At 57.6% G+C, this 20,874-nt stretch carries 13 protein-coding genes; 4 read left to right on the top strand and 9 right to left on the bottom strand.

Annotated features, from left to right (window positions below; translation table 11 throughout):
* Window positions 1-3: 3 nt before the first annotated feature.
* The 3 genes from ACB028_RS08020 to ACB028_RS08010 all read right to left on the bottom strand — a co-directional run bounded on the left by ACB028_RS08020 (window position 4) and on the right by ACB028_RS08010 (window position 6,530).
* The gene (locus ACB028_RS08020; RefSeq protein WP_371143955.1) at window positions 4-1,755 is read right to left on the bottom strand and encodes an ABC transporter transmembrane domain-containing protein; all 1,752 of its coding nucleotides are present in this window, start codon (window positions 1,753-1,755) and stop codon (window positions 4-6) included.
* 76 nt (window positions 1,756-1,831) lie between these two features.
* Window positions 1,832-3,568, bottom strand: a complete 1,737-nt coding sequence (locus ACB028_RS08015; RefSeq protein WP_371143954.1) for an ABC transporter transmembrane domain-containing protein — start codon at window positions 3,566-3,568, stop codon at window positions 1,832-1,834.
* A gap of 148 nt (window positions 3,569-3,716) precedes the next feature.
* Entirely contained in the window at window positions 3,717-6,530 is a 2,814-nt protein-coding gene (locus ACB028_RS08010; protein WP_371143953.1) for a response regulator, read from the bottom strand.
* Between the two features lie 149 nt (window positions 6,531-6,679).
* Here ACB028_RS08010 and trxC point away from each other — a divergent pair, with 149 nt between their 5' ends.
* Together trxC and ACB028_RS08000 are read left to right on the top strand one after the other, a co-directional pair.
* Complete coding sequence (gene trxC / locus ACB028_RS08005; protein ID WP_201977968.1) at window positions 6,680-7,114, top strand: thioredoxin TrxC; 435 nt, start codon at window positions 6,680-6,682, stop codon at window positions 7,112-7,114.
* A gap of 160 nt (window positions 7,115-7,274) precedes the next feature.
* Complete coding sequence (locus ACB028_RS08000) at window positions 7,275-8,660, top strand: DASS family sodium-coupled anion symporter (RefSeq protein WP_042028921.1); 1,386 nt, start codon at window positions 7,275-7,277, stop codon at window positions 8,658-8,660.
* Window positions 8,661-9,052: 392 nt separating this feature from the next.
* Here ACB028_RS08000 and ACB028_RS07995 read toward each other — a convergent pair whose 3' ends face one another.
* Window positions 9,053-11,527, bottom strand: coding sequence for a glycogen/starch/alpha-glucan phosphorylase (locus ACB028_RS07995; RefSeq protein ID WP_371143952.1), 2,475 nt, complete (start codon window positions 11,525-11,527; stop codon window positions 9,053-9,055).
* A gap of 371 nt (window positions 11,528-11,898) precedes the next feature.
* Window positions 11,899-12,096: a DUF4250 domain-containing protein gene (locus ACB028_RS07990; RefSeq protein ID WP_026456128.1), complete on the bottom strand. Its 198-nt coding sequence runs from the start codon at window positions 12,094-12,096 to the stop codon at window positions 11,899-11,901.
* Window positions 12,097-12,325: 229 nt separating this feature from the next.
* Between ACB028_RS07990 and ACB028_RS07985 the strand changes: the two genes are divergently transcribed.
* A complete protein-coding gene (locus ACB028_RS07985) occupies window positions 12,326-12,811 on the top strand; it encodes a cell division inhibitor (protein ID WP_371143951.1) in 486 nt (161 codons plus the stop codon).
* A gap of 281 nt (window positions 12,812-13,092) precedes the next feature.
* Complete coding sequence (locus tag ACB028_RS07980) at window positions 13,093-13,527, top strand: YcgN family cysteine cluster protein (protein WP_371143950.1); 435 nt, start codon at window positions 13,093-13,095, stop codon at window positions 13,525-13,527.
* Window positions 13,528-13,861: 334 nt separating this feature from the next.
* On the opposite strand, the gene pflB is transcribed toward ACB028_RS07980, so the two are convergent.
* The 4 genes from pflB to ACB028_RS07960 form a co-directional block, all read right to left on the bottom strand.
* Window positions 13,862-16,144 (bottom strand): formate C-acetyltransferase, encoded by a 2,283-nt coding sequence (gene pflB / locus ACB028_RS07975; RefSeq protein ID WP_371143949.1) that lies wholly within the window; start codon window positions 16,142-16,144, stop codon window positions 13,862-13,864.
* Between the two features lie 46 nt (window positions 16,145-16,190).
* The gene (focA, locus tag ACB028_RS07970) at window positions 16,191-17,039 is read right to left on the bottom strand and encodes a formate transporter FocA (RefSeq protein ID WP_042028928.1); all 849 of its coding nucleotides are present in this window, start codon (window positions 17,037-17,039) and stop codon (window positions 16,191-16,193) included.
* Window positions 17,040-17,420: 381 nt separating this feature from the next.
* Complete coding sequence (ycaO, locus tag ACB028_RS07965) at window positions 17,421-19,181, bottom strand: 30S ribosomal protein S12 methylthiotransferase accessory factor YcaO (protein WP_371143948.1); 1,761 nt, start codon at window positions 19,179-19,181, stop codon at window positions 17,421-17,423.
* 197 nt (window positions 19,182-19,378) lie between these two features.
* A complete protein-coding gene (locus tag ACB028_RS07960) occupies window positions 19,379-20,812 on the bottom strand; it encodes a glycoside hydrolase family 1 protein (protein ID WP_371143947.1) in 1,434 nt (477 codons plus the stop codon).
* Window positions 20,813-20,874 lie beyond the last annotated feature (62 nt).

The following is a 20,874-nucleotide window of genomic DNA, read 5'->3' as shown; positions in this document are numbered from 1 at the left end:
TGCTCAGGCCCGCTTCTCCTCGAGCCAGGCCCCCTGACTCTGCATCTCGAACAGCTGGGCATAGTGCCCCCCGAGCGCCATCAGCTCGCCATGGGTGCCCCTTTCGCTCACCTGACCACGAGAGAGCAGCAGGATCTCGTCCGCATCGACGATGGTGGAGAGGCGGTGGGCGATGGCGATGGTGGTGCGGCCACGGCGCGCCGCCGCGAGCGCCTGGGAAAGCGCCAGCTCGGTCTGGGAGTCCACGCTGGCGGTCGCCTCGTCCAGGATGAGGATGCGCGGATCCCCCACCAGGGCACGGGCAAACGAAAGCAGCTGGCGCTGACCGGCGGAGAGGTTCTTGCCCCCCTCCTCCATCAGGGTCTCGAGCCCTGCTGGCAGACGCTTAACAAAATCGGCGAGCTGCACGTCGCGCAGCGCCTGCCAGAGCCTGGCATCATCGATACCGTCACGCCCGAGGCGCAGGTTTTCTGCCAAAGTCCCGACGAAGATAAAGGGATCCTGCTGCACCAGCCCTATACTGCGACGCACCGCCGAGAGCGACAGGCTCTCCATGGGGTGATCATCGAAGCGAATGGTGCCCTGATCCAGCGGGTAGAAGCCCATCAGCAGGCTGATGATGGTGGACTTGCCGCTGCCGGTGTGACCCACCAGCGCCAGCATCTGGCCGGGACGGGCGGCAAAGTTCACCTCGTGCAGCACCTGCTGCTCACCGTCGTAGGAGAAGCTCACTCGTTCGAAACTGACCCGTCCCTGCAGGGAGGCGGCCTTGCCCTGGGCGCTCTCACGGGTTTCGTCGAGCAGGGCAAAGACCCGCTCTCCGGCCACCATGGCCTGTTGCAATTGGTTGAGCTGGTTGGTCATCTCGATGAGGGGCTCGATCATCCGCCCCAGATAGCTGATAAAGGCGTAGAGCACCCCCACCTGGATGGCGCCCCCCGCGCTCAACCCTTCATGAGCAAACAGCGCCAGCAGGCCGATCAGCACCATCATGTAGAAGAGATCGATGAGCGGGCGCAACAGGATGCCGTTGATCTTGAGGCTCTTGAGCCTGGCGGCCCAGTGTTCTTGGTTGACCCCGGCAAAGACATTGGCGAAGTGCTGCTCCTGCACCATGGCCTGAATGACCGGCATCCCCTGCAAGGATTCGTTGAGGCGGCTGTTGATATCGGAGAGCAGGCTGCGAGTCGCCCGCACCACGGGCACGCTCAAGCGTTGATAGAGCCACATCACCCCGGCCACCGCCGGCAGCAACATGGCGCACACCAGCATCAGGCGCAGATCCAGCAGCGCCATGGAGATGAGGATGCCGCACAGGAGCACCACCTTCTGCACCAAGAGACCAATCACCTGTACATAGAGGTTCATGATCGCCTCAGTGTCGTTGGTGATGCGGGAGATAAGCGAGCCGGAGCGATGCTTGTCAAAGTAGCTGGCAGGCAGACGGATGGCGGTGGCGAATACCTGCTCACGAAGAGTTTGCACCACCGCCTGGGCGATGCGGTTGAAGCGCAGTGACTGCAGGTAGAAACCAGCAGCCGACACCACCTGCAGGCCGAGATAGCCCGCCGCAATGGCGGCGATCATGCCCCACTCCAGCCGGCGCGGAGCCAGATAGTCGTCGATAAAGAGCTTGATAAGCAGAGGGCCAGCCACCTCGGCACCGGTGGCCAGCAGCAGGCAGATGCCCGCCTGGGTCAGCCAGGCTGGATAACGGGCGCAATAAGCCAGCAGGCGTTTAATCGTTGGATTCACAAACACTCCCCACTGCGTGTTTCAGGGGCGCAAGACGGGCGCAACAAGTCATTCAGTAGCCGTTCAATAGCCGGGTTCACAGGCTCTCCTCCACGTCTTGTTCGAGACGCTGGTAACGGACCATATCCGCATACCAGCCATTGTGGGCCATCAGGGCACCGTGGCGGCCCCGCTCGCTGACATGTCCCTGATCCAGCACCAGGATCTCGTCGGCCTGCTCCACCGCCGTCATGCGATGGCTGACCAGGATCAGGGTGCGGCGATGAGCCTTGAGGGCGTGCAGGATCTGCTGCTCGGTATGGGCATCCACCGCAGACAAGGCATCATCCAGCACCAGAATGGGCGCCTCCAGCAAGAGGGCCCGGGCAATGGCGAGCCGCTGCTTCTGTCCGCCGGAGAGGGTTACCCCCTTCTCCCCCACCTCGGTTTCGTATCCCTTGGGGAAGCGGACGATGTCATCGTGAACACAGGCGATACGGGCTACCCGCTCTATCTCCTCCTGGCTGGCGTCCGGCCTGCCGAGGGCAATGTTGGCGGCGATGGTGGTGGAAAACAGGAATGGCTCCTGCGGCACATAGGCAAACTGGCGGCGCAGCTCGCCAAGCGCCAGCCGCTCGATAGGCACGCTCCCCATAGTGAGCTGCCCGGCGCTCGGGTTGGCCAGGCGCATCAAGAGCTTGAGCAGCGAGCTCTTGCCCGCGCCGGTGCGCCCCACCACGCCAAGCATGCCGCCCCGCTGCAAGGTAAAATCGATATCCTGCAACAGGTCGCGCTGCTCCAGCCGGTAGCCGACCCCGCATGCACTGAGCGGAAACGCACTGGCGAGCGCCTGCGGCTGCGCGGGGTCCTCGATGTCGCTGCGCTCGGCAAGCAGACTCTCGATACGCGAATAGGCGGCTCTGCCCCGCTCTATGATGTTGAACAGCCAGGCGATGGCAAACATGGGCCAGATCAGCTGGCCAAGATACATGGTGAAGCTGGTGAGCTCCCCTAGGGTCAGTTCATCGCGAAGCACCAGGGCGCTGCCCCCCGCCACCGCGAGGAAGTAGGAGCAGCCGATACACAGATAGATGACGGGATCGAATTTGGCGTCGATGCGTGCCACCGCCATGTTGCGCTCCCCCGCCTGACGGGTCAGCTCGGCAAACCCCTGATCCTCCAGGGATTCCACCGCATAGGATTTGAGCACCCGGACACCCGAGAGGGCCTCCTGGGTCTTGTTGTTGAGTCGGGAGAAGGCCCCCTGCGCCGCCTTGAACTCCTTGTAGATCTGCTTGCCAAAACGGTTCATGAAAAATGCCATCACAGGCAATGGAAGCAGGGAGAGCAGGGTCAACTGCCAGGAGTACTGGCTGCACATGATGGAGAGCACCAGGATGCCGACGATCATGGAGTCCACCAGGGTCAGCACCCCCTCCCCGGCGGTCATCTCCACCGCTTGGATGTCGTTGGTGGCGTGGGCCATCAGATCACCGGTACGGTGACGCTGGTAAAAATCGGGGCTCATGCGGGTGAAGTGGCCAAACAGGCGATTGCGCAGCACATAGGCCAGCCGGTAGGAGGCACCAAACAACATCACCCGCCACACGTAACGAAGCAGATAGATGAGCAACCCAAGGCCAAACAGTCCGGCCAGGTAACGCAACAGGGTGTCATTATCCAAGCCCCCTTTGGCGATACCATCCACGACCCAACCCACCACCTTGGGGGGGATCACCGTCAGTATGGCGACCATCATCAGCAGGGTGATGGCGATCAGATACCGCCGCCACTGCTCCTTGAAAAACCAGCCCAATCGTAGAAATACGCTCACACCACCGACCTTTGACGTCCACCAGCCCGCCGTCTGGGCAGCGATGGGGATGCCTCGAAATAGGAAGAAAGGAAACAGTCGCCTCCGGCTGGAGGCGACTCGAATGAAGGCTAATCATATCCCGAACCGGAAGGGTTGAGAATAATTACTATTTGATCCCCTGAGACATGCGATCATCTGCCAGGGTATAGGCACCATACGAATTTTCATGCTGTTCGCCCGTGAGCAGAAAGTGGGATACCTCTTCCCGCGTCTGGCTGAAGACAGCCTGCAACTGCTCCAGATCCACATCCTCCAGCACTTCGTTTTGCCGCAGCCGCCACTCCAGCTCTCCTGCCACCATCTGCAAGCGAGATGCCGAAATATTGGCAGAGACCCCCTTGAGAGTGTGCAGCAACTTGCTGGCGATCTCGGGCTGCTGCCGACGCAGGGCGGAGCGGATCTCCCACAGGTCGTCTTTGTGCTCCGACATGAACAGCTTGAACAGGATCTGCAACGCCTCCTTGTCCTGATCCAGACGCTTGAGGGCGTCCTGCAGATCGAGGATCCCCATCATGTCCGGCGGTTTGACCTCAAGCAGGCCACTCTGCGCGCTCCCCTGGCGTTTCACCCATTGCAGCAGGTTGTTGTAAAGATCCAGCTTGCTCACCGGCTTGGTCACATAACCATTCATCCCGACCCCGAGACAACGCTCCTTGTCACCGGGCATGGCACTGGCGGTCAGGGCTATGATGGGAACGTCATGCTTGTCGACCATCTTACGGATCTGGCGGGTCGCATCCAGCCCGTCCAGCACCGGCATCTGCAAGTCCATCAGGATGACGTCAAAGGGTTGCTCGGAGACCCGTTCCACCGCTTCCCGACCATTGTTGACCACGGTCACTACGGCCTCGACCCGGCGCAGATATTCGATGATGAGTTGCTGGTTGACCCTGTTGTCCTCGGCCAGCAAGACACGGGTCCCCTGCAACAAGGATTTGAAGTACTGCTGTTCCCCCTGCGCCTCGGCCTGACGGATATGGTGGTCGTAGGCACTGCCGTTGAGCAGCTCATCCACCTTGGCCAGCAAGGCATTTTCGGTCATCGGCTTGGCCAGGAAGTGGGTCAGCCCCAGTCCCTCCATTCGGGCATGCAGTCCCTCCCTGGCCCAGGCACTGATCATCAGGATGGGAATCTGACGCCACTGGGGATGCTGGGACATCTCAAGCGCCAGATCCAGACCATCCTCCTGCCCCATGCGCCAGTCGAGGATGGCGAGTCGCAGACTCGGTCCCTCTTCGCGCAACACCTGGCGGGCACGGGAAAGGGTGTTGACCGCCAGCACACGCATGCCGGCGCGGCTCAGAATATCCCTGGCCAGTTCCAGCACCAGCTCGTTGTCATCCATCACCATCACCAGCGGCTGGTTCTCGAAGAAGACTCTGTGGCCGGCGACACCGTACATGGCCTGGGCCATGGGGATCTCGAACTGGAACAGGGAACCCACGCCCGGTTTGCTCTGCACCGTGATCCGCCCCCCCATCAGCTCGACCAGGCGCTGGGAGATATTCAGACCCAGCCCCGAGCCACCATATTTGCGGGTATTGCCCGCCTCCAGCTGGGTAAAGGCCTGGAACAACTGGCCCTGTTTCTCTTCGGCGATGCCGATCCCGGTATCCCGCACACTGAAACGGATCCGCATCGGATGCAGGTTGGCCAGTTCGATGGAGACTTCGACCTCGCCACGTTCGGTAAACTTGATGGCGTTGTTGACCAGATTGACCAGCACCTGGCCCAGACGCAGGGGATCGCCACGCAAGAAGAGCGGCACTTCGGGGGATTTGCGAATGATCACCTCGATATGCTTGCGTTCGGCCAGATCGGCAAACATGCCCGCCAGCGAGTCGAGCTGCTCGCTCAGGTCGAAATCGATCTCCTCCAGCGTCAGCTTGCCGGACTCCACCTTGGTCAGATCGAGGATATCGTTGATAAGGAGCAACAGGGTATCGGAGGAGGATTTTATCTTGCCGAGGTAATCCCGCTGCTGCTGATCCAGCTCGGTCTGCAATGCCAGCGAACTGAAGCCGATGATGGCGTTCATGGGGGTACGGATCTCATGGCTCATGTTGGCCAGAAAATCGCTCTTGGCCTGCGCCAGTAACCCGGTCTGGCGTGATAGCTCGCTCAGCTTCTGGTTGCGGCGCCACAAGGTTGCGGCCACCAGTCCAAAGCAGATGAGCGCTCCCAACAGCACCATCAAATAAAAGTGGCTCATCAGCGCAGAGGCCCGCTCCAGCTTGCCCTGTTTCCAGCGCACCAGGCTGTCGCTCACATGCATGTCGATCAACTGGTAACGCAGCGAGTGATAGCCCACCACCTGACGGGCCATCTCTTCACTGAGTTCTAGCAGATTCATGACCTCGGGGCGGTTGTGATAGCGGGAGGCGAGCTGCTGCTGCAAAGCGAGCAATTGTTGCTGCTCGTTCTGATCCCAGCTGTGTTGCAGATAACCGTTCAATTGCGCAAGCTCATGCACATCCCTCTGCAATAGGCTGTCGGTCGCACCGAGCTCACGCACTTTTTGCAACTGGCGTTCAAATGGCTGCGCCATGTACCTGATGGACATCTCCATGGCATGCAATCGGGCCAGTTGCATCAGATAGGAGTCCATATCCTGCAACAGCGCCTTGGCGAGGTGGGCGTGGGTCTTGTCCGGATCACTGCGCACCTTGCGCGCGAACCCATCGAGGGTAAAAGAGAGCTGACCAAGCCGCTGCTGAACACTTTCATCGTTGGCCTTTTCCCGCCCCAGCAGATAGACGGTATCCGAATTGATACGGTTGAGTACCACCTCGGCCGCCGTATTCAGCTCCTGAGCCTGCTGCTGCCAGCTGAGCAACTGCCAGCAGTAGCCGGAAAAGGCGAGCAACAAGGCAACAATCAGCCCCAGCACAACACGGTTCTTCCGTGATCCTTTATTCATCCCGTCTCTCATTTCTAGGTCGCAGATACGGCCGTTGTCACTTTTATCCCGAAGTGAATGATCCACACCGGCCAGTCACCATGTTACCGTTATATGTCCCTGACCTGGTGACAATATTTCGCGCAGCATCGAGCACACCGGAGCTTATTATGTCATTTATCACTACTTATTGTAGTCACTGCTTTAAACGAAACCGCCTGCCCCAAGACCGGTTCAGCCTGTCTGCCAACTGTGGTCACTGCAAATCTCCCCTGTTCAGCCAGACCCCCTGCATCGGACAAGAGGCGCAGTTTGATACCCTGATCCAGTCCGATATCCCGGTGGTTGTCGATTTTTGGGCTAGCTGGTGCGGCCCCTGCCAACAATTTGCCCCCGTCTTCCACGATGTGGCGCACGAATTTGAACCGGGTTTGCGGTTCGTCAAGGTGGATACCGAACAACAGGCTGCCCTGGCCGCACGCTACGCCATTCGCAGCATTCCCACCCTGATGGTATTCAGGCAAGGAAAGGTCCTGACCCAGATCAATGGCTCATTGCCAAAAAGCATGTTTAAACAGTGGCTGGAACAGTTTCAAGATGTTTAATTGATGTTGCTATATGGTTTTTTATTTGTTTTAAACTTTGTTTTCATGTCCGTAATTTGTGAATAGAGGCAGATTTCCAGCACACACCACTGTTTCAAACAGGTGAATGAATGTAATCTCGGCAACACAACAACAACCATAAATTAACCGAGAGAATGCTATGCACACATCTGCTGTACCCTCAGTACCATCACGCTGGCTGGACATCAAATCAGGGATCGTGATCCTGGATGTCCTGCTGCTTTGTGCCATGCTGGCTTGGCTCCCGTTTGACCCCATGGTCAACAAGGGCCTCGCCATCCTGATCTTCATCGCCATCCTCTGGCTGACCGAAGCGGTGAATATCACCATCACGGCCTTGTCCATTCCTGTACTCGCCACCCTGCTCGGGGTGTTTGACATGAGCAAGTCCCTGACGGACTTCGCCAACCCCGTCCTGTTCCTCTTCTTCGGGGGCTTTGCCCTGGCAGCCGCCCTCTCCAAACAGGGGCTGGACACCCAGATCGCCGCCAAGGTGATGCAGCTCGCCAAGGGACATCTGGGCTGGGCCTCCATGGTACTCTTCACCATCACGGCGGCCCTCTCCATGTGGATCAGCAACACCGCCACCGCCGCCATGATGATGCCGCTGGCCCTCGGTATGCTAAAAGGCCTCGACATTCACAAGGATCGCCGCACCCTGGTCTTCGTCCTGCTGGGCGTCGCCTACAGCGCCAGCATCGGCGGGATCGGCACCCTGGTCGGCAGCCCCCCCAATGCCATCGCTGCAGCCCAGATGGGTCTTGGCTTCACCGACTGGATGAGATTCGGCATCCCCGTGGTCATCATCTTCATGCCGGTGGGCATCGGCCTGCTCTATCTGGTGACGCGCCCCAATCTCTCCCATCAGGTCAGCACCGAACAGGTGACCATCCAGTGGACCGGCCAGCGCAAGGTGACCCTGTGCATCTTCCTGACCACAGTCCTGTTGTGGATTGGCTCACAACCCATCGCCAAGGCGTTGGGAGGCATTCCCCAGTTCGACACCCTGATCGCCATGGGCGCCATCCTGGCTATTGCCATCAGCCGGGTGGCCAGCTGGGATGATATCAACCAGAATACCGACTGGGGTGTGCTGATGCTGTTTGGCGGTGGCCTGACCCTGAGCGCCATCCTGAAGCAAACCGGCGCTAATGCCTTCCTGGCGGAGCACCTCTCCAACGGTCTCGCCGCCATGCCAATCTTCGTCATCCTGTTGTGCCTGACCGCCTTCGTGGTGTTCCTGACCGAGCTGGTGTCCAACACTGCCACCGCCGCCCTGCTGGTGCCCCTGTTTGCCGGCGTTGCGGAAGCCTTGGGGGTGTCGCCTATCGTCGTCTCCGTGCTGATCGCTGTCGGTGCCTCTTGTGCCTTCATGCTGCCTGTCGCCACGCCGCCCAACGCCATCGTGTTTGCCAGCGGCCACATTCAGCAGCGTGAAATGATGCGCGCAGGCCTGGTGCTGAACCTGGTTTTCACTGTCATTCTGACTATGCTTGCCTACTTCATGGGCGACATACTCCATTGAGTTAATCTATGTATGCCAAGGCCCCTGACGGGGCCTTTTTCATATCTGTCATTCTCCCCGCGAAAATGTCAGACCTCTACCTCCCCCTCCTTGTATCTCTGCTCATGCGAACCAGAAAACCGCACCACTTTGAATAAAACAGTCCCCGCATGGCGTAATGCCAGTCAGTTAAGCATTTTTGTGACTAAGTATTCGATATATTGAATATCCAAAGCGACTCCATGATTAAAGAGTCAATTTGGCTCCAACCCTTGCCCTGATTGGCATGCAAGAAAAAGAGGGAGGCATCATGCCTCCCTCACTCTTTAGCCCTTATACCCCGCGGGTTGGGACTCAAATTCTCTTAACTGACTTGCATTACCCGCATGGTGGGGCTTGGTCTCGGGTCGTTGTTAACCGATATTGCAGGGCTTCAATTTCCAGATCCGATCCACATAGTCCTGGATGGAGCGGTCGGAGTTGAACTTGCCCATGGTAGCCGAGTTGATGATGGCCTTCTTGGCCCACAGTGCCGGATCCCGATACCAGGTATCGATGAGCTTGTGCGCTTCCGAATAGGAGGCAAAATCTGCCAGGGTCAGGTAGGGATCACCCCCTTCCAGCAGGGAACGCTTGATGGAGGATAGCTCCCCCGGGCGACCCGGCGTGAAGTAGTCGGTATCGAACCAGTCCAGCACAGCTTTGAGCTCGGAGTTGGCATAGTAGAAGTCATAAGGGTTGTAACCGCGCCCCTTCAGTGACTTCACCTCGTCCACGTTCAAGCCGAAGATGGCGCAGTTTTCGGCACCTGCCTCTTCGGCGATCTCGATGTTGGCCCCATCCAGGGTACCGATGGTGATGGCGCCGTTCAATGCCATCTTCATGTTGCCGGTACCGGATGCCTCGTAACCTGCGGTGGAGATCTGCTCGGAGACGTCGGCCGCCGGGATCAGCTTCTCGGCCAGGCTCACGCGGTAGTTCGGCATGAACACCACCTTCAGCTTGCCCTGAATGCGCACGTCATTGTTGACCCGCTCCGCCAACTTGTTGATGGCATAGATGATGTCTTTGGCCAGCTTGTAGCCGGGCGCCGCCTTGGAGCCGAAGATGAACACCCGCGGATGCATGTCGTAGTCGGGGTTCGCCAGCAGACGACGGTAGAGCGCCATGATGTGGATAAGGTTCAGCTGCTGGCGCTTGTATTCGTGCAGACGCTTGATCTGGACGTCGAAGATCGCCTCGGCACTGACGTCGATGCCGGTTTCGGCCTTGATGACCTTGACCAGCTTCTCCTTGTTGTGACGCTTGATGGTCATGAACTGCTGCTGGAATGCCTTGTCGTCGGCAAACTTGGTGACGCTGCGCAGTTTGTCGAGCTGCAGCGGCCACTCTTTACCCACTACCTCGTTGTAGAGTTCGGCCAGTTCCGGGTTGCAGGCCAGCAGCCAGCGGCGCGGGGTCACCCCGTTGGTGACGTTGCACATCTTCTCTGGCCACAACTCGGCATACTCGGGGAAGAGATCTTCCTTCACCAGCTTGGAGTGGATCTCGGCCACGCCATTGACCTTGGAAGAGCCAATCACGCACAGGTTGCCCATCCGCACCTTGCGCACACTCCCCTCTTCAATGATGGAAAGCTTGGCCTTGATGGCATCGTTGCCCGGCCACTTGGGCTCGACCAGATCATTCAGGAAGCGGGCGTTGATTTCATAGATGATCTCCAGATGGCGCGGCAGCACCTTCTCGAACAGGCTGACCGACCACTTCTCCAGCGCCTCCGGCAGCAGAGTGTGGTTGGTGTAGGAGAAGACCTGATAACTGATATCCCAGGCGGCATTCCAGTCCATCCCCTCTTCATCTACCAGCACCCGCATCAGCTCGGGGATCGCCACTGTGGGGTGGGTATCGTTGAGCTGAATGGCAATCTGGGTGGCAAAATTGCCAAAGTCGCTGCCGTGTACCCGCTTGTAGCGGCGCATGATGTCCTTGATGGAACAGGCGCAGAAGAAGTACTGCTGGATCAGACGCAGCTCCTTGCCTGCATCCGTATCATCGTTCGGATAGAGCACCTTGGAGATGGTCTCGGCCTGGGCTTTCTCGGCCTGGGAGTCGATGTAACCACCGGCGTTGAACACGTCCCAGTCGAAGAACTCGGAAGCACGGGATTCCCACAAACGCAGGATGTTGACGGTGTGGCCGCCGAAGCCAACCACCGGGATATCCCAGGGCACCCCTTTGATCTTGCGACCAGCGTGCCACACCTTCTTCAGGCCGCCCTTGTCACCAAACACGGTTTCCACGTAGCCGTAGAGCGGGATCTCCTGCACCGATTCCGGGCGGCAGATCTCCCAGGGGTTGCCATATTCACGCCAGGAGTCCGGACGCTCAATCTGGCGACCATCCTGAATTTCCTGACGGAACAGGCCGTGCTCGTAGTGAATGCCGTAGCCAACGGCCGGATAGTTGAGGGTCGCCAGCGAATCGATGAAGCAGGCCGCCAGTCGACCCAGGCCGCCGTTGCCAAGGGCCATATCCGGCTCTTGCTCGCAGAGATCGGTCAGTTCAAGACCCAGCTCGCCAAGCGCTTCTTCGCAGATCTTGTACAGGGAGAGGTTATGCAGGTTGTTGGAGGTCAAACGCCCCATCAGGAATTCAGCAGAGAGATAGTGAATCGCACGAGTGTCTTTCTTGAAGTGAGTCTGCTGAGTGCGGGTCAGGCGCTCGTACACCTGTTCGTTGACGGCCGCAGCGGTGGCTTTCCACCACGCTTCGGGAGAGGCTTTCTGTTCGCTTGTACCCAAGGTAGAACGCAGGTGACGCACGATACTCGCCTTGAGCTGATCTTTATCCAGTTGGAGATCCTGGTCTGTCTTCTTCTTGGTAGCCATAAACCATATTCCTTCGTTACAAATAAAATTGTTATCCCGGTTAACGGGTCCGGCGCTGTTGTTATCTCAAATATTTACCGGCGTGAGAATACTAACGAAAGCAGCTGAATTAAAAGTTAACGCAAGTCACACTTTACCCCACGAGAAACGCAAGAAAAGTATGAAAACCCTTTCCTTGAAATTCTTTTAAAAACCAATCAAAACCATACAAATCAACAAGTTAATGAAATCATAAAAATAATGAAATATGAATAGGTTTTCAGAGATTGCCAAGTCTTGAAAATCCTTGAAAATAAGCCATGAAATGGCGCATTGAAAGCGATTTCAATGCGCCGAAATGTAATATGAAGCCAACACGATATCCTCGTTGTTCAGGGATGAGCCTTGAACTGGTTGGTCAAGGGATCATAGTGATACCCAATCTGGCCCAGTCTGTTCGCCAGTTGCTCCTCACTCATGTCGTAATAAGCCAGCAACTCTTCCAGCCCGTCACACTCCAGTCTCAGCTTTTCGTTGATGATGCCCAACAAGATGTTGGCATCCAGACGCTGCAAAGTACTGATATCCATGACGTCACCTCCCCTGCATTAACCCTGTATAACCATGGGCGGTTCCATTCCATTTGTCCATCGAATAAAAAACGACCACTGCTTTTAAAAAAATTTTCCTGATAAATCAGTATCTTTTTCTCCCATCCTGCCAAAGGCATCACATTTTTTGGCAAAAATGCCTTGTCAGAGTAACAGGATATAACTACTGTATACACATACAGCTTGAGTTTTTATACAGGATGCGTAGATGAACCAGCCCCAGCACTCACCTCTCTATGGAATGACCCGCACCATGAGCAATCCCTGGCCAACCAGAACGGCTTGCAAAGCGGGACCGACTCACGCTCGCGCGTCTTTTCAGCCAGATGACCAGTTGCCAAGGAACCTGGATGCCCTGCCAATCCCGACCAAAGGGTGGATCCTGCTGATCGCCCCGCCAGGCCGCCCTGCTGCTCTCCATCTGCAGGAACAGGGACTTGATCCAGCCAGGGTCTTGATTGTACACAACACCAAGATCAAGAACTGGCAGCAGACGCTGGAGCGCAGCCTCGGCTTGGGCCATTGTGCTGCCGTGTTCACCTGGTTACCCGAAGCGATCGAACTGGATCACGCCAAATTGCAACGGCTGGAACAGCAATCTGGCGTATTCATCCGTTATTTGGGCGACGTGACGCCAAGAGCAGCCAAGCCCCAGGTCGCCTATGCAGAGCAGGATATCTACCTCAATCACTGACAAAAGTCGGCTATGGCGAGACTCGGCCAAAGAGCACTATGCAGTGAGTCAACACTGCCTGCTTCTCGCCAAGAGATAGGTCATCGCCATAAATGATGGAAGCGGTAAGGATGGAGATGGAGCCCGGCGATAACAACTTGCGGATCAGAGCAAGGTTCTTTTGAGCCAAGCCATTGCCCTTGGAAAGCACATGCCACTGGCAATGGGCCGTCATCCTTGAAATATGAGGTAACAAGGGGTATAACCACGCGTTTTATCAGGTGTATTAAGTGAGCAGTATGATGCAAGCCCCTTTTTGGCAGACCAAGAGTCTGCAACAGATGACCGAGTCAGAATGGGAATCCCTCTGTGACGGCTGTGGCAAGTGCTGCCTCAACAAGCTTATCGATGAAGACACCGAAGAGCTGGTATTCACCAATGTCGCTTGCAACCTGCTCAACACCAAGACCTGCCAGTGTTCTGACTACCTGAATCGCTTCAAAAAAGAGCCTGACTGCCTGCAGATCACGCACGACAAGATCGCCGAGTATGACTGGCTGCCATCGACCTGCGCCTATCGTCTACTGGCAGAAGGCAATTCCCTGCCGGCCTGGCATCCCCTTATCACCGGCAGCCGCTCTGCCATGCACCAGGCAGGGCAATCGGTACGGGGCAAAGTCATCCATGAAGTCGATGCTGGCGAGTGGGCCGATCACATCATCACCTGGGCAAGCTGAGCCCAAGGCATAGCCATAGCGCTATATATCGAGCTAGACCAAGGGCTGCCCATGCAGCCCTTTTTGATCTCTCCCGTTTTTCGTCAGCCATCCCCTTCTTTCATGCCGCACTCATCTATCCCTTTGTAAGCGCCTGAGATAGCGGTAACGGTAAGAGGCAGAGGCAGAGGCAGAGGCAGAGGCAGAGGCAGAGGCAGAGGCAGAGGCAGAGGCAGAGGCAGAGGCAGAGGCAGAGGCAGAGGCAGAGGCAGAGGCAGAAAATCAACCCGTCCTCTGAATGACAAGCATAAAAAAACCGGCGCCTTGGCACCGGTTTTTAATCACGCGTTCTCGATTACAGAGAAGCGGTGAAGGTACGGGTGATGACGTCTTGCTGTTGCTCTTTGGTCAAAGAGTTGAAGCGAACGGCATAACCGGATACACGGATGGTCAACTGCGGATATTTCTCCGGGTTTTCCATGGCGTCCAGCAGCATTTCACGGTTCATCACGTTCACGTTCAGGTGCTGACCACCCTCTACGTTGGCTTCGTGGTGGAAGTAACCGTCCATCAGACCAGCCAGGTTGGCCTTCTGGGCTTCCATGTCTTTACCCAGTGCGTTCGGCACGATGGAGAAGGTATAGGAGATACCATCTTTGGCGTAAGCGAACGGCAGCTTGGCAACGGAAGTCAGAGAGGCAACCGCACCCTTCTGGTCACGACCGTGCATCGGGTTGGCACCCGGGCCGAACGGCGCACCGGCACGACGGCCATCCGGAGTGTTACCGGTCTTCTTGCCGTACACCACGTTGGAGGTGATGGTCAGCACGGACTGGGTAGCCACGGCACCACGGTAGGTGTTCAGCTTCTGAATCTTCTTCATGAAGCGCTCGACCAAGTCGCAGGCGATGTCATCGACGCGAGCGTCGTTGTTACCGAACTGCGGGTATTCACCTTCGATTTCGAAGTCGATGGCCACGCCGTCTTCATCACGTACCGGCTTGACCTTGGCGTACTTGATGGCAGACAGGGAGTCGGCAGCAACGGACAGACCGGCGATACCGCAAGCCATGGTGCGATACACGTCACGATCGTGCAGCGCCATCAGAGAGGCTTCGTAGCTGTACTTGTCGTGCATGTAGTGGATGATGTTCAGGGCCGCTACATACTGCTTGGCCAGCCAGTCCATGAAGTGATCCAGACGATCCATCACTTCGTCGTAGTTCAGGTACTCGGAGGTGATCATCTCGGTCTTCGGACCGACCTGCAGCTTCATCTTCTCGTCCATACCGCCGTTGATGGCGTACAGCATGGTCTTGGCCAGGTTGGCACGAGCACCGAAGAACTGCATTTGCTTGCCCACGATCATCGGGGACACACAGCAAGCGATGGCGTAGTCATCGTTGTTGAAGTCCGGACGCATCAGGTCGTCGTTCTCGTACTGAACGGAAGAGGTCTCGATGGATACCTTAGCACAGTACTTCTTGAAACCGACCGGCAGCTTCTCGGACCACAGGATGGTCAGGTTCGGCTCAGGGGACGGGCCCATGGTGTACAGGGTGTTCAGCATACGGAAGCTGTTCTTGGTGACCAGGGTACGGCCATCAACGCCCATACCGGCCAAGGTCTCGGTGGCCCACATCGGGTCGCCGGAGAACAGTGAATCGTATTCCGGAGTACGCAGGAAGCGAACCATACGCAGCTTCATGACCATGTGGTCCATCAGCTCCTGGGCTTCCTGTTCGGTGATCAGACCCTTTTGCAGGTCACGCTCGATGTAGATGTCCAGGAAGGTGGAGGTACGACCGAAGGACATGGCTGCACCGTTCTGGGACTTGACTGCCGCCAGGTAGGCGAAGTAGGTCCACTGTACGGCTTCTTTGGCGTTCTTGGCCGGTACGGAGATGTCGCAACCATACTTGGCAGCCATGACTTTCATCTGGGCCAGAGCACGGTGCTGCTCGGAGATCTCTTCGCGCAGACGGATGGTGGCTTCCAGGTTGACGCCGTTTTCCAGATCTTCCTGCAGGGACTTGAACTGGGCCAGTTTGTCGGCCATCAGGAAGTCGATACCGTACAGGGCAACACGACGGTAGTCACCGATGATACGGCCACGGCCGTAGGCATCCGGCAGACCAGTGATGACGCCGGACTTGCGGCAGTTCAGGATGTCTTTGGTGTAAACGTCAAACACGCCCTGGTTGTGAGTCTTGCGGTACTCGGTGAAGATCTTCTCGACCATCGGGTCCAGCTGACGACCGTACACTTCGCAAGAAGTCTTGACCATCTTGATACCGCCGTTGGCGATGATGGCGCGCTTCAGCGGCTTGTCAGTCTGCAGGCCAACGATCTGCTCCAGGCTCTGATCGATGTAACCGGCATCGTGTGCGGTAATGGTGGAGGGCAGGTCGGTATCAAAATCAACCGGCGCGTGAGTGCGGTTCTCGATCTTGATGCCTTCCATGACCTTGTCCCACAGCTTGGTGGTCGCTTCGGTCGCGCCAGCCAGGAAGGACTCGTCACCTTCATACGGGGTGTAGTTCTTCTGGATGAAGTCACGGGTGTTGACAGAAGTCTGCCATTCACCGGCCGCGAAGCCTTCCCATGCTTTTTGGAACTGTTCGTTAAGTTCTGCCATTTTTCATTACCTCACACGGTATTGATGTAGTATCCCGCAATCATCCTTAATGATGACGACGGAAGATAAACCAGTAAGTCAAACCAACCATGACGCCACCACCGATGATATTGCCAATGGTGACAGGGATGAGGTTGTGTAGGACAAAGTTGGATACGGTCAGATCGGCGAAGCTTGCCGGATCCTGTCCGATAGCCTGCCAGAATTCCGGGCTGGCCACGCTGTGAATCGCGATACCAACCGGAATCATAAACATGTTTGCGATGCTGTGCTCGAAGCCGGAGGCGACGAACATGGCAACCGGCAGCAACATCACCACGACCTTGTCAGTGGCACTGCGGGCACCAAATGCCATCCAGGCGGCAAGACAGACCATCAGGTTGCACAGGATGCCAAGGGCAACCGCTTCAAAGAAAGTATGGTGGATCTTGTGCTGGGCCACTTTCAGGGCATTGAGGCCCCACTGGCCATCTGCCGCAGTGTATTCCGCCGACATGATGATAAGCCCCACCATGAGCAGGCCACCAATCAGGTTACCAAAGTAGACCAGGCCCCAGTTTTTGAACAGCTGTGCCCAGCTGATGCGATTGGCTGCCTTGGCCACCAGGGTCAGGGTGGTGGAAGTGAACAGCTCGGCACCGAGCAGCACACAAAGAATAAGACCAAGGGAGAAGCAGAGACCGCCGACCAACTTCGCCATGCCCCATGACATAGAAGAGGAGCCTGTGGTCACCGTAATGTAGAAGATAAACGCGATGGCGATGAAAGCGCCTGCGGTAATGGCCAGTGGAATGACCTTGTATGCCGGCTTGGTGGCCTTGGCATAAGTGATGTCTTCAGCCAGTGCTGCGATGGCTTCGGGTTTGAGACAATCGAATGGAGATTCAGTTTTCAATTATTTTGTACCTGAACGTTTTGCCTGCCGAAATCATAACAAAGGGGCAAATGGCCAAAATTGACATTGATCAAATTTATCAGTGTGCGAATGTAATTTTACTACAAAGATTTTAAGGCTGCGGAGCCATAAGTTTACACCAGGTTTCAGCTGAAACAGAAGCGTATTTTTTTTAATGCAATGATTTAAAAGAATTTATTGATATCCACCTCAAAGTATTATCGGCAAGATATCTTTGCGGGACAACCCTGTTCTCCCCTCCCCTTCGTCAACCCCCTTAGGGGTATTTTTTGTTTTTTATTTCATCTTTGAATAACGCATCACACTCTGTCTTTTGCATAAAAAAGGGGCCGAACGGCCCCTTTTTAACACGTTATGGCCTTACGCCCACTGGTGGGTGCGTTTGGCTTTCTGCAACTTTTCGTAAGCCGCCAGCAGTTTCTGGTGCAGCGGGAACTGCTCAAGCGACAGATCGGCCGCCTCCAGACCGTGGAAGCGCGCCTCGCCGCTGGCGTGGGCCCAAGCCTCGGCCAAGGTATCTTCGCCGAACATGCGGGCAAACACGGTGCGGTACTGCTCGGGATCTCGCTCCTCGTCCAGGAAGAGCTCGACACAGGCGCGCAGGGAGCGGTAGTAGTTGGCCCGCTCGGCCGGGAACACCGATTGGTTGAATTCCATGGTCCAGTCGATGAGATCGAGCGCCGTCTCCAGCTCGCCTGCGGCCAGTGCCAGCATGGCCTTGAGCTCACCGACTCTCAGGGTATGCAGAGCGGTGCCCTTGGCGGCGGCGATGCCAAGCAGCTCTCGCACCCGGGTGCGTTCGTCGTGCCCCTCTTCATCCAGCTGGTCAAACAGCGCCATGTATTGCTCTGCATCCCACTCCAGCGCCGGCAGCGCCAGAATAGTTTCCCGCAGGTGAGCCCCCATGGTGTTGTTGGCCAGCAACAGATCCTCGGCCGGATAGATGTCGGACATGCCGGGCACCAGGATGCGGCAGGCATAGACGCCCAGGTGCTCGTAGTCGGCGATATAGACCGGCTGCTCCAGCTCGTGGAAGATGCCGATCAGGTGATCGAACTCCTCTTGCGACGTGCCGTGAAAATCCCAGTCGGCATACTCGAAGTCCGCATCCTGCTTGAACAGATCCCAGCTGATGAGACCGGAGGAGTCGATGAAGTGGGTCTCCAGGTTGTGGTGATCCGCTACCTGCTCGTTGTCGAACGAGGGCGGAACGAACACATCCAGATCCTTGAGGCCACGCCCCTGCAGCAGCTCGGTGACGGTGCGCTCGAACGCCACTTCAAAGCGCGGGTGGGCACCGAAGGAGGCAAAGCAGGTGCCGTTGCTCGGGTTGAGCAACACCACGCAGATGACCGGATAGCGGCCACCCAGGGACGCATCGAAGCTGTAGATGGGGAAACCTTCGGCCTCAAGGGCGGCGATGGAGGCCTGGATCCCTGGGTAACGGGCGATCACCTCAGCAGGGATCTCCGGCAGGCTGATGGCCTCGGCGATGATCTTGTTCTTCACGTGACGCTCGAACACCTCGGAGAGCGCCTGGGTGCGGGCCTCGGTCTTGGTGTTGCCGGCACTCATGCCGTTGGAGACATAGAGGTTGCCGATGATGTTCATCGGGATGTAGACGGTCTGATGGTCGGACTGGCGCTCGAACGGCAGGGCGACGATGCCGCGCTCCTCGTTGCCAGACTGCAGATCCACCAGCATGTCGGCGGTCACTTCCCCATCCGGGTTGTAGAACTTGCGGGTGAAGGAGTCGAGCAGACCGGCAGGCAGTTGATCCCCCTCGATGGGGAACCACTTCTCGTTCGGGTAGTGGACGAAATCACCGTTCGCTACCTGCTCGCCCAGATAAAAGTCGGCGAAGAAGTAGTTGGTGGAGAGACGCTCGAAGTACTCACCGAGGGCCGAGGCCAGTGCGGCCTTTTTGCTGGCGCCCTTGCCGTTGGTAAAGCAGAGGGAGCACTCCTTGTCACGGATGTGCACGGACCAGACGTTGGGCACAGGGTTGAGCCAGGAGGCCTCTTCGATATCAAACCCCAGGGCTTGCAGCTTGGTCTGGAAGCGTTCGATGGAGTCTTCCAGCGCCGCGTCCTTGCCGGGAATAAAAGTGTGGTCGGTCATCACAATGTCCTGATTTTATTGGCTCATGTTTGGCCGCAGATAATAGCAGGGGTCAACGGCTTTGGCAGGACAAAAATCAGCGCCGGACGCAAACAGAAGGGAGAAAGAAGAGAGAGGCGATGAGGGCGCCGCATTCATCAGTAAACGGGACCGGGCTGCCGCCCGATCCCGTGCAAAGGGATCACCGCGATGGTGAGTTAGAGCTGCTTGCCCTGGCTCGCGATGACCGACTGATACCAGAAAAAGCTGTCCTTCTTGAGACGGCGCAGGGAGCCCCCCTGCTCGTCCCGCTCAACGAAGACGAAGCCGTAGCGCTTCTGGTAGCCGTTGAGCCAGCTCAGGATGTCGGTGAACGACCAGGCGCAATAGCCCAGCAGCTCGACCCCGTCCTGCAGCGCCTCCTGGCACGCCTTGACGTGGCTGCGCAGATAGTCGATGCGGTAGTCGTCGTGCACCCTGTCCCCTGCCGCTAGCTTGTCGAACTCGCCGAGGCCGTTCTCGGTGATCATCAGCGGCAGGCCGTAGCGAGAAGATAGTCGGCGCAGGGCGATGCGCATCCCGGTCGGGTCGATGGCCCAGTCCCAGTTGCTGGTCTCCAGGTGCGGGTTGGGGGCCGTCTTGTAGAGGCCGGGAATGCCGCTTGGCGGCGTAGTGCCCTTCTTGCCCGTGGTGTTGATGCGCTGCATCGTCTGGCCGCCGAGGGGGTTGTCGGTATAGGTCAGGGTGTAGTAGTAGTTGACGCCGATGTAGTCGGGCGTCCCTTCCCGCAACAACTCGAGGTCGCCCGGCAGGATCTCCGGCGCCTCGCCGTTCTCCCGCAGGTAGGCGAGCGCCGCCTGGGGGTAGCGGCCGAAGCAGTAGGCATCCAGCCACCAGAGGTTGGTGAACTCCTCGGCATTCTCGTAAGCCAGCATGTCTTTGGGGTCGCACGAGGCCGGATAGGCGGGAGAATAGGCAAAGCTTGGGCCGATCAGCCCCCCCGGCACGTGCTGGCGAAACGCCTTGATGACCCGGGCGTTGGCCAGAAACGCGATGTGGTTGGCGGCAAAGAAGCGCTTGCGGTCTTGTACTGCGGGCGGATGGGTGCCGAGCTGATAGGCGTTGGTCAGGTTGTAGTTCTGTTCGTTGAGCGACACCCAGTACTTCACCTTGCCGGCAAAGCGCTGATAGAGGGTCACGCAGTAGCGCTCGAAATCGGCGATGATCCGTCTGTCTTCCCAGCCGCCGTATTCATCCTGCAGTGCCTGGGGCAGGTCCCAGTGATAGAGGGTGAGCACCGGCTCAATCTGGTGGGCCAAGAGGATATCGATGAGTTTTTCATAGAAGGCGAGCCCCGCCTCGTTCACCTCGCCGCGGCCGGTCGGGTAGATGCGCGGCCAGCTCACCGAGAAGCGGTAGGCCTTGAGCCCCATCTCGGCCATCAGCGCCACGTCCTCCTCCATGCGGTGGTAGTGATCCACCGCCACGTCGCCGTTGCTCCCCTCAAAGGTCTTGCCCGGCAGCTTGGTGAACAGATCCCACACCGAGGGCCCCTTGCCATCGGCGTCCCAGCCCCCTTCCACCTGATAGGCGGCGGAGGCGGCGCCCCACAGAAAATCTTTCGGGAAGTCGTTGAACTTGTGGTGATGCATCTGGGGTTGCTCCTTCTACGGCGGTGGGCTGGCCACCTTGATCGCACCGACTGGCGGTGCCC

Source organism: Aeromonas sp. S9(2024), assembly GCF_041403185.1.
GTDB classification, from domain to species: domain Bacteria; phylum Pseudomonadota; class Gammaproteobacteria; order Enterobacterales; family Aeromonadaceae; genus Aeromonas; species Aeromonas enteropelogenes.
This window is presented reverse-complemented; position numbering and strand designations above follow the sequence as displayed.

Bases quoted from the DNA above. Each gene is read 5' to 3' on its own strand.
- ACB028_RS07980 (WP_371143950.1), top strand. From the start codon at position 13,093: ATGCAAGCCCCTTTTTGGCAGACCAAGAGTCTGCAACAGATGACCGAG.
- ACB028_RS08000 (WP_042028921.1), top strand. From the start codon at position 7,275: ATGCACACATCTGCTGTACCCTCAGTACCATCACGCTGGCTGGACATC.
- ACB028_RS07960 (WP_371143947.1), bottom strand. From the start codon at position 20,812: ATGCATCACCACAAGTTCAACGACTTCCCGAAAGATTTTCTGTGGGGC.
- trxC (WP_201977968.1), top strand. From the start codon at position 6,680: ATGTCATTTATCACTACTTATTGTAGTCACTGCTTTAAACGAAACCGC.
- ACB028_RS07990 (WP_026456128.1), bottom strand. From the start codon at position 12,096: ATGGATATCAGTACTTTGCAGCGTCTGGATGCCAACATCTTGTTGGGC.
- ACB028_RS07995 (WP_371143952.1), bottom strand. From the start codon at position 11,527: ATGGCTACCAAGAAGAAGACAGACCAGGATCTCCAACTGGATAAAGAT.
- ACB028_RS07985 (WP_371143951.1), top strand. From the start codon at position 12,326: ATGAACCAGCCCCAGCACTCACCTCTCTATGGAATGACCCGCACCATG.
- pflB (WP_371143949.1), bottom strand. From the start codon at position 16,144: ATGGCAGAACTTAACGAACAGTTCCAAAAAGCATGGGAAGGCTTCGCG.
- ACB028_RS08010 (WP_371143953.1), bottom strand. From the start codon at position 6,530: ATGAATAAAGGATCACGGAAGAACCGTGTTGTGCTGGGGCTGATTGTT.
- ycaO (WP_371143948.1), bottom strand. From the start codon at position 19,181: ATGACCGACCACACTTTTATTCCCGGCAAGGACGCGGCGCTGGAAGAC.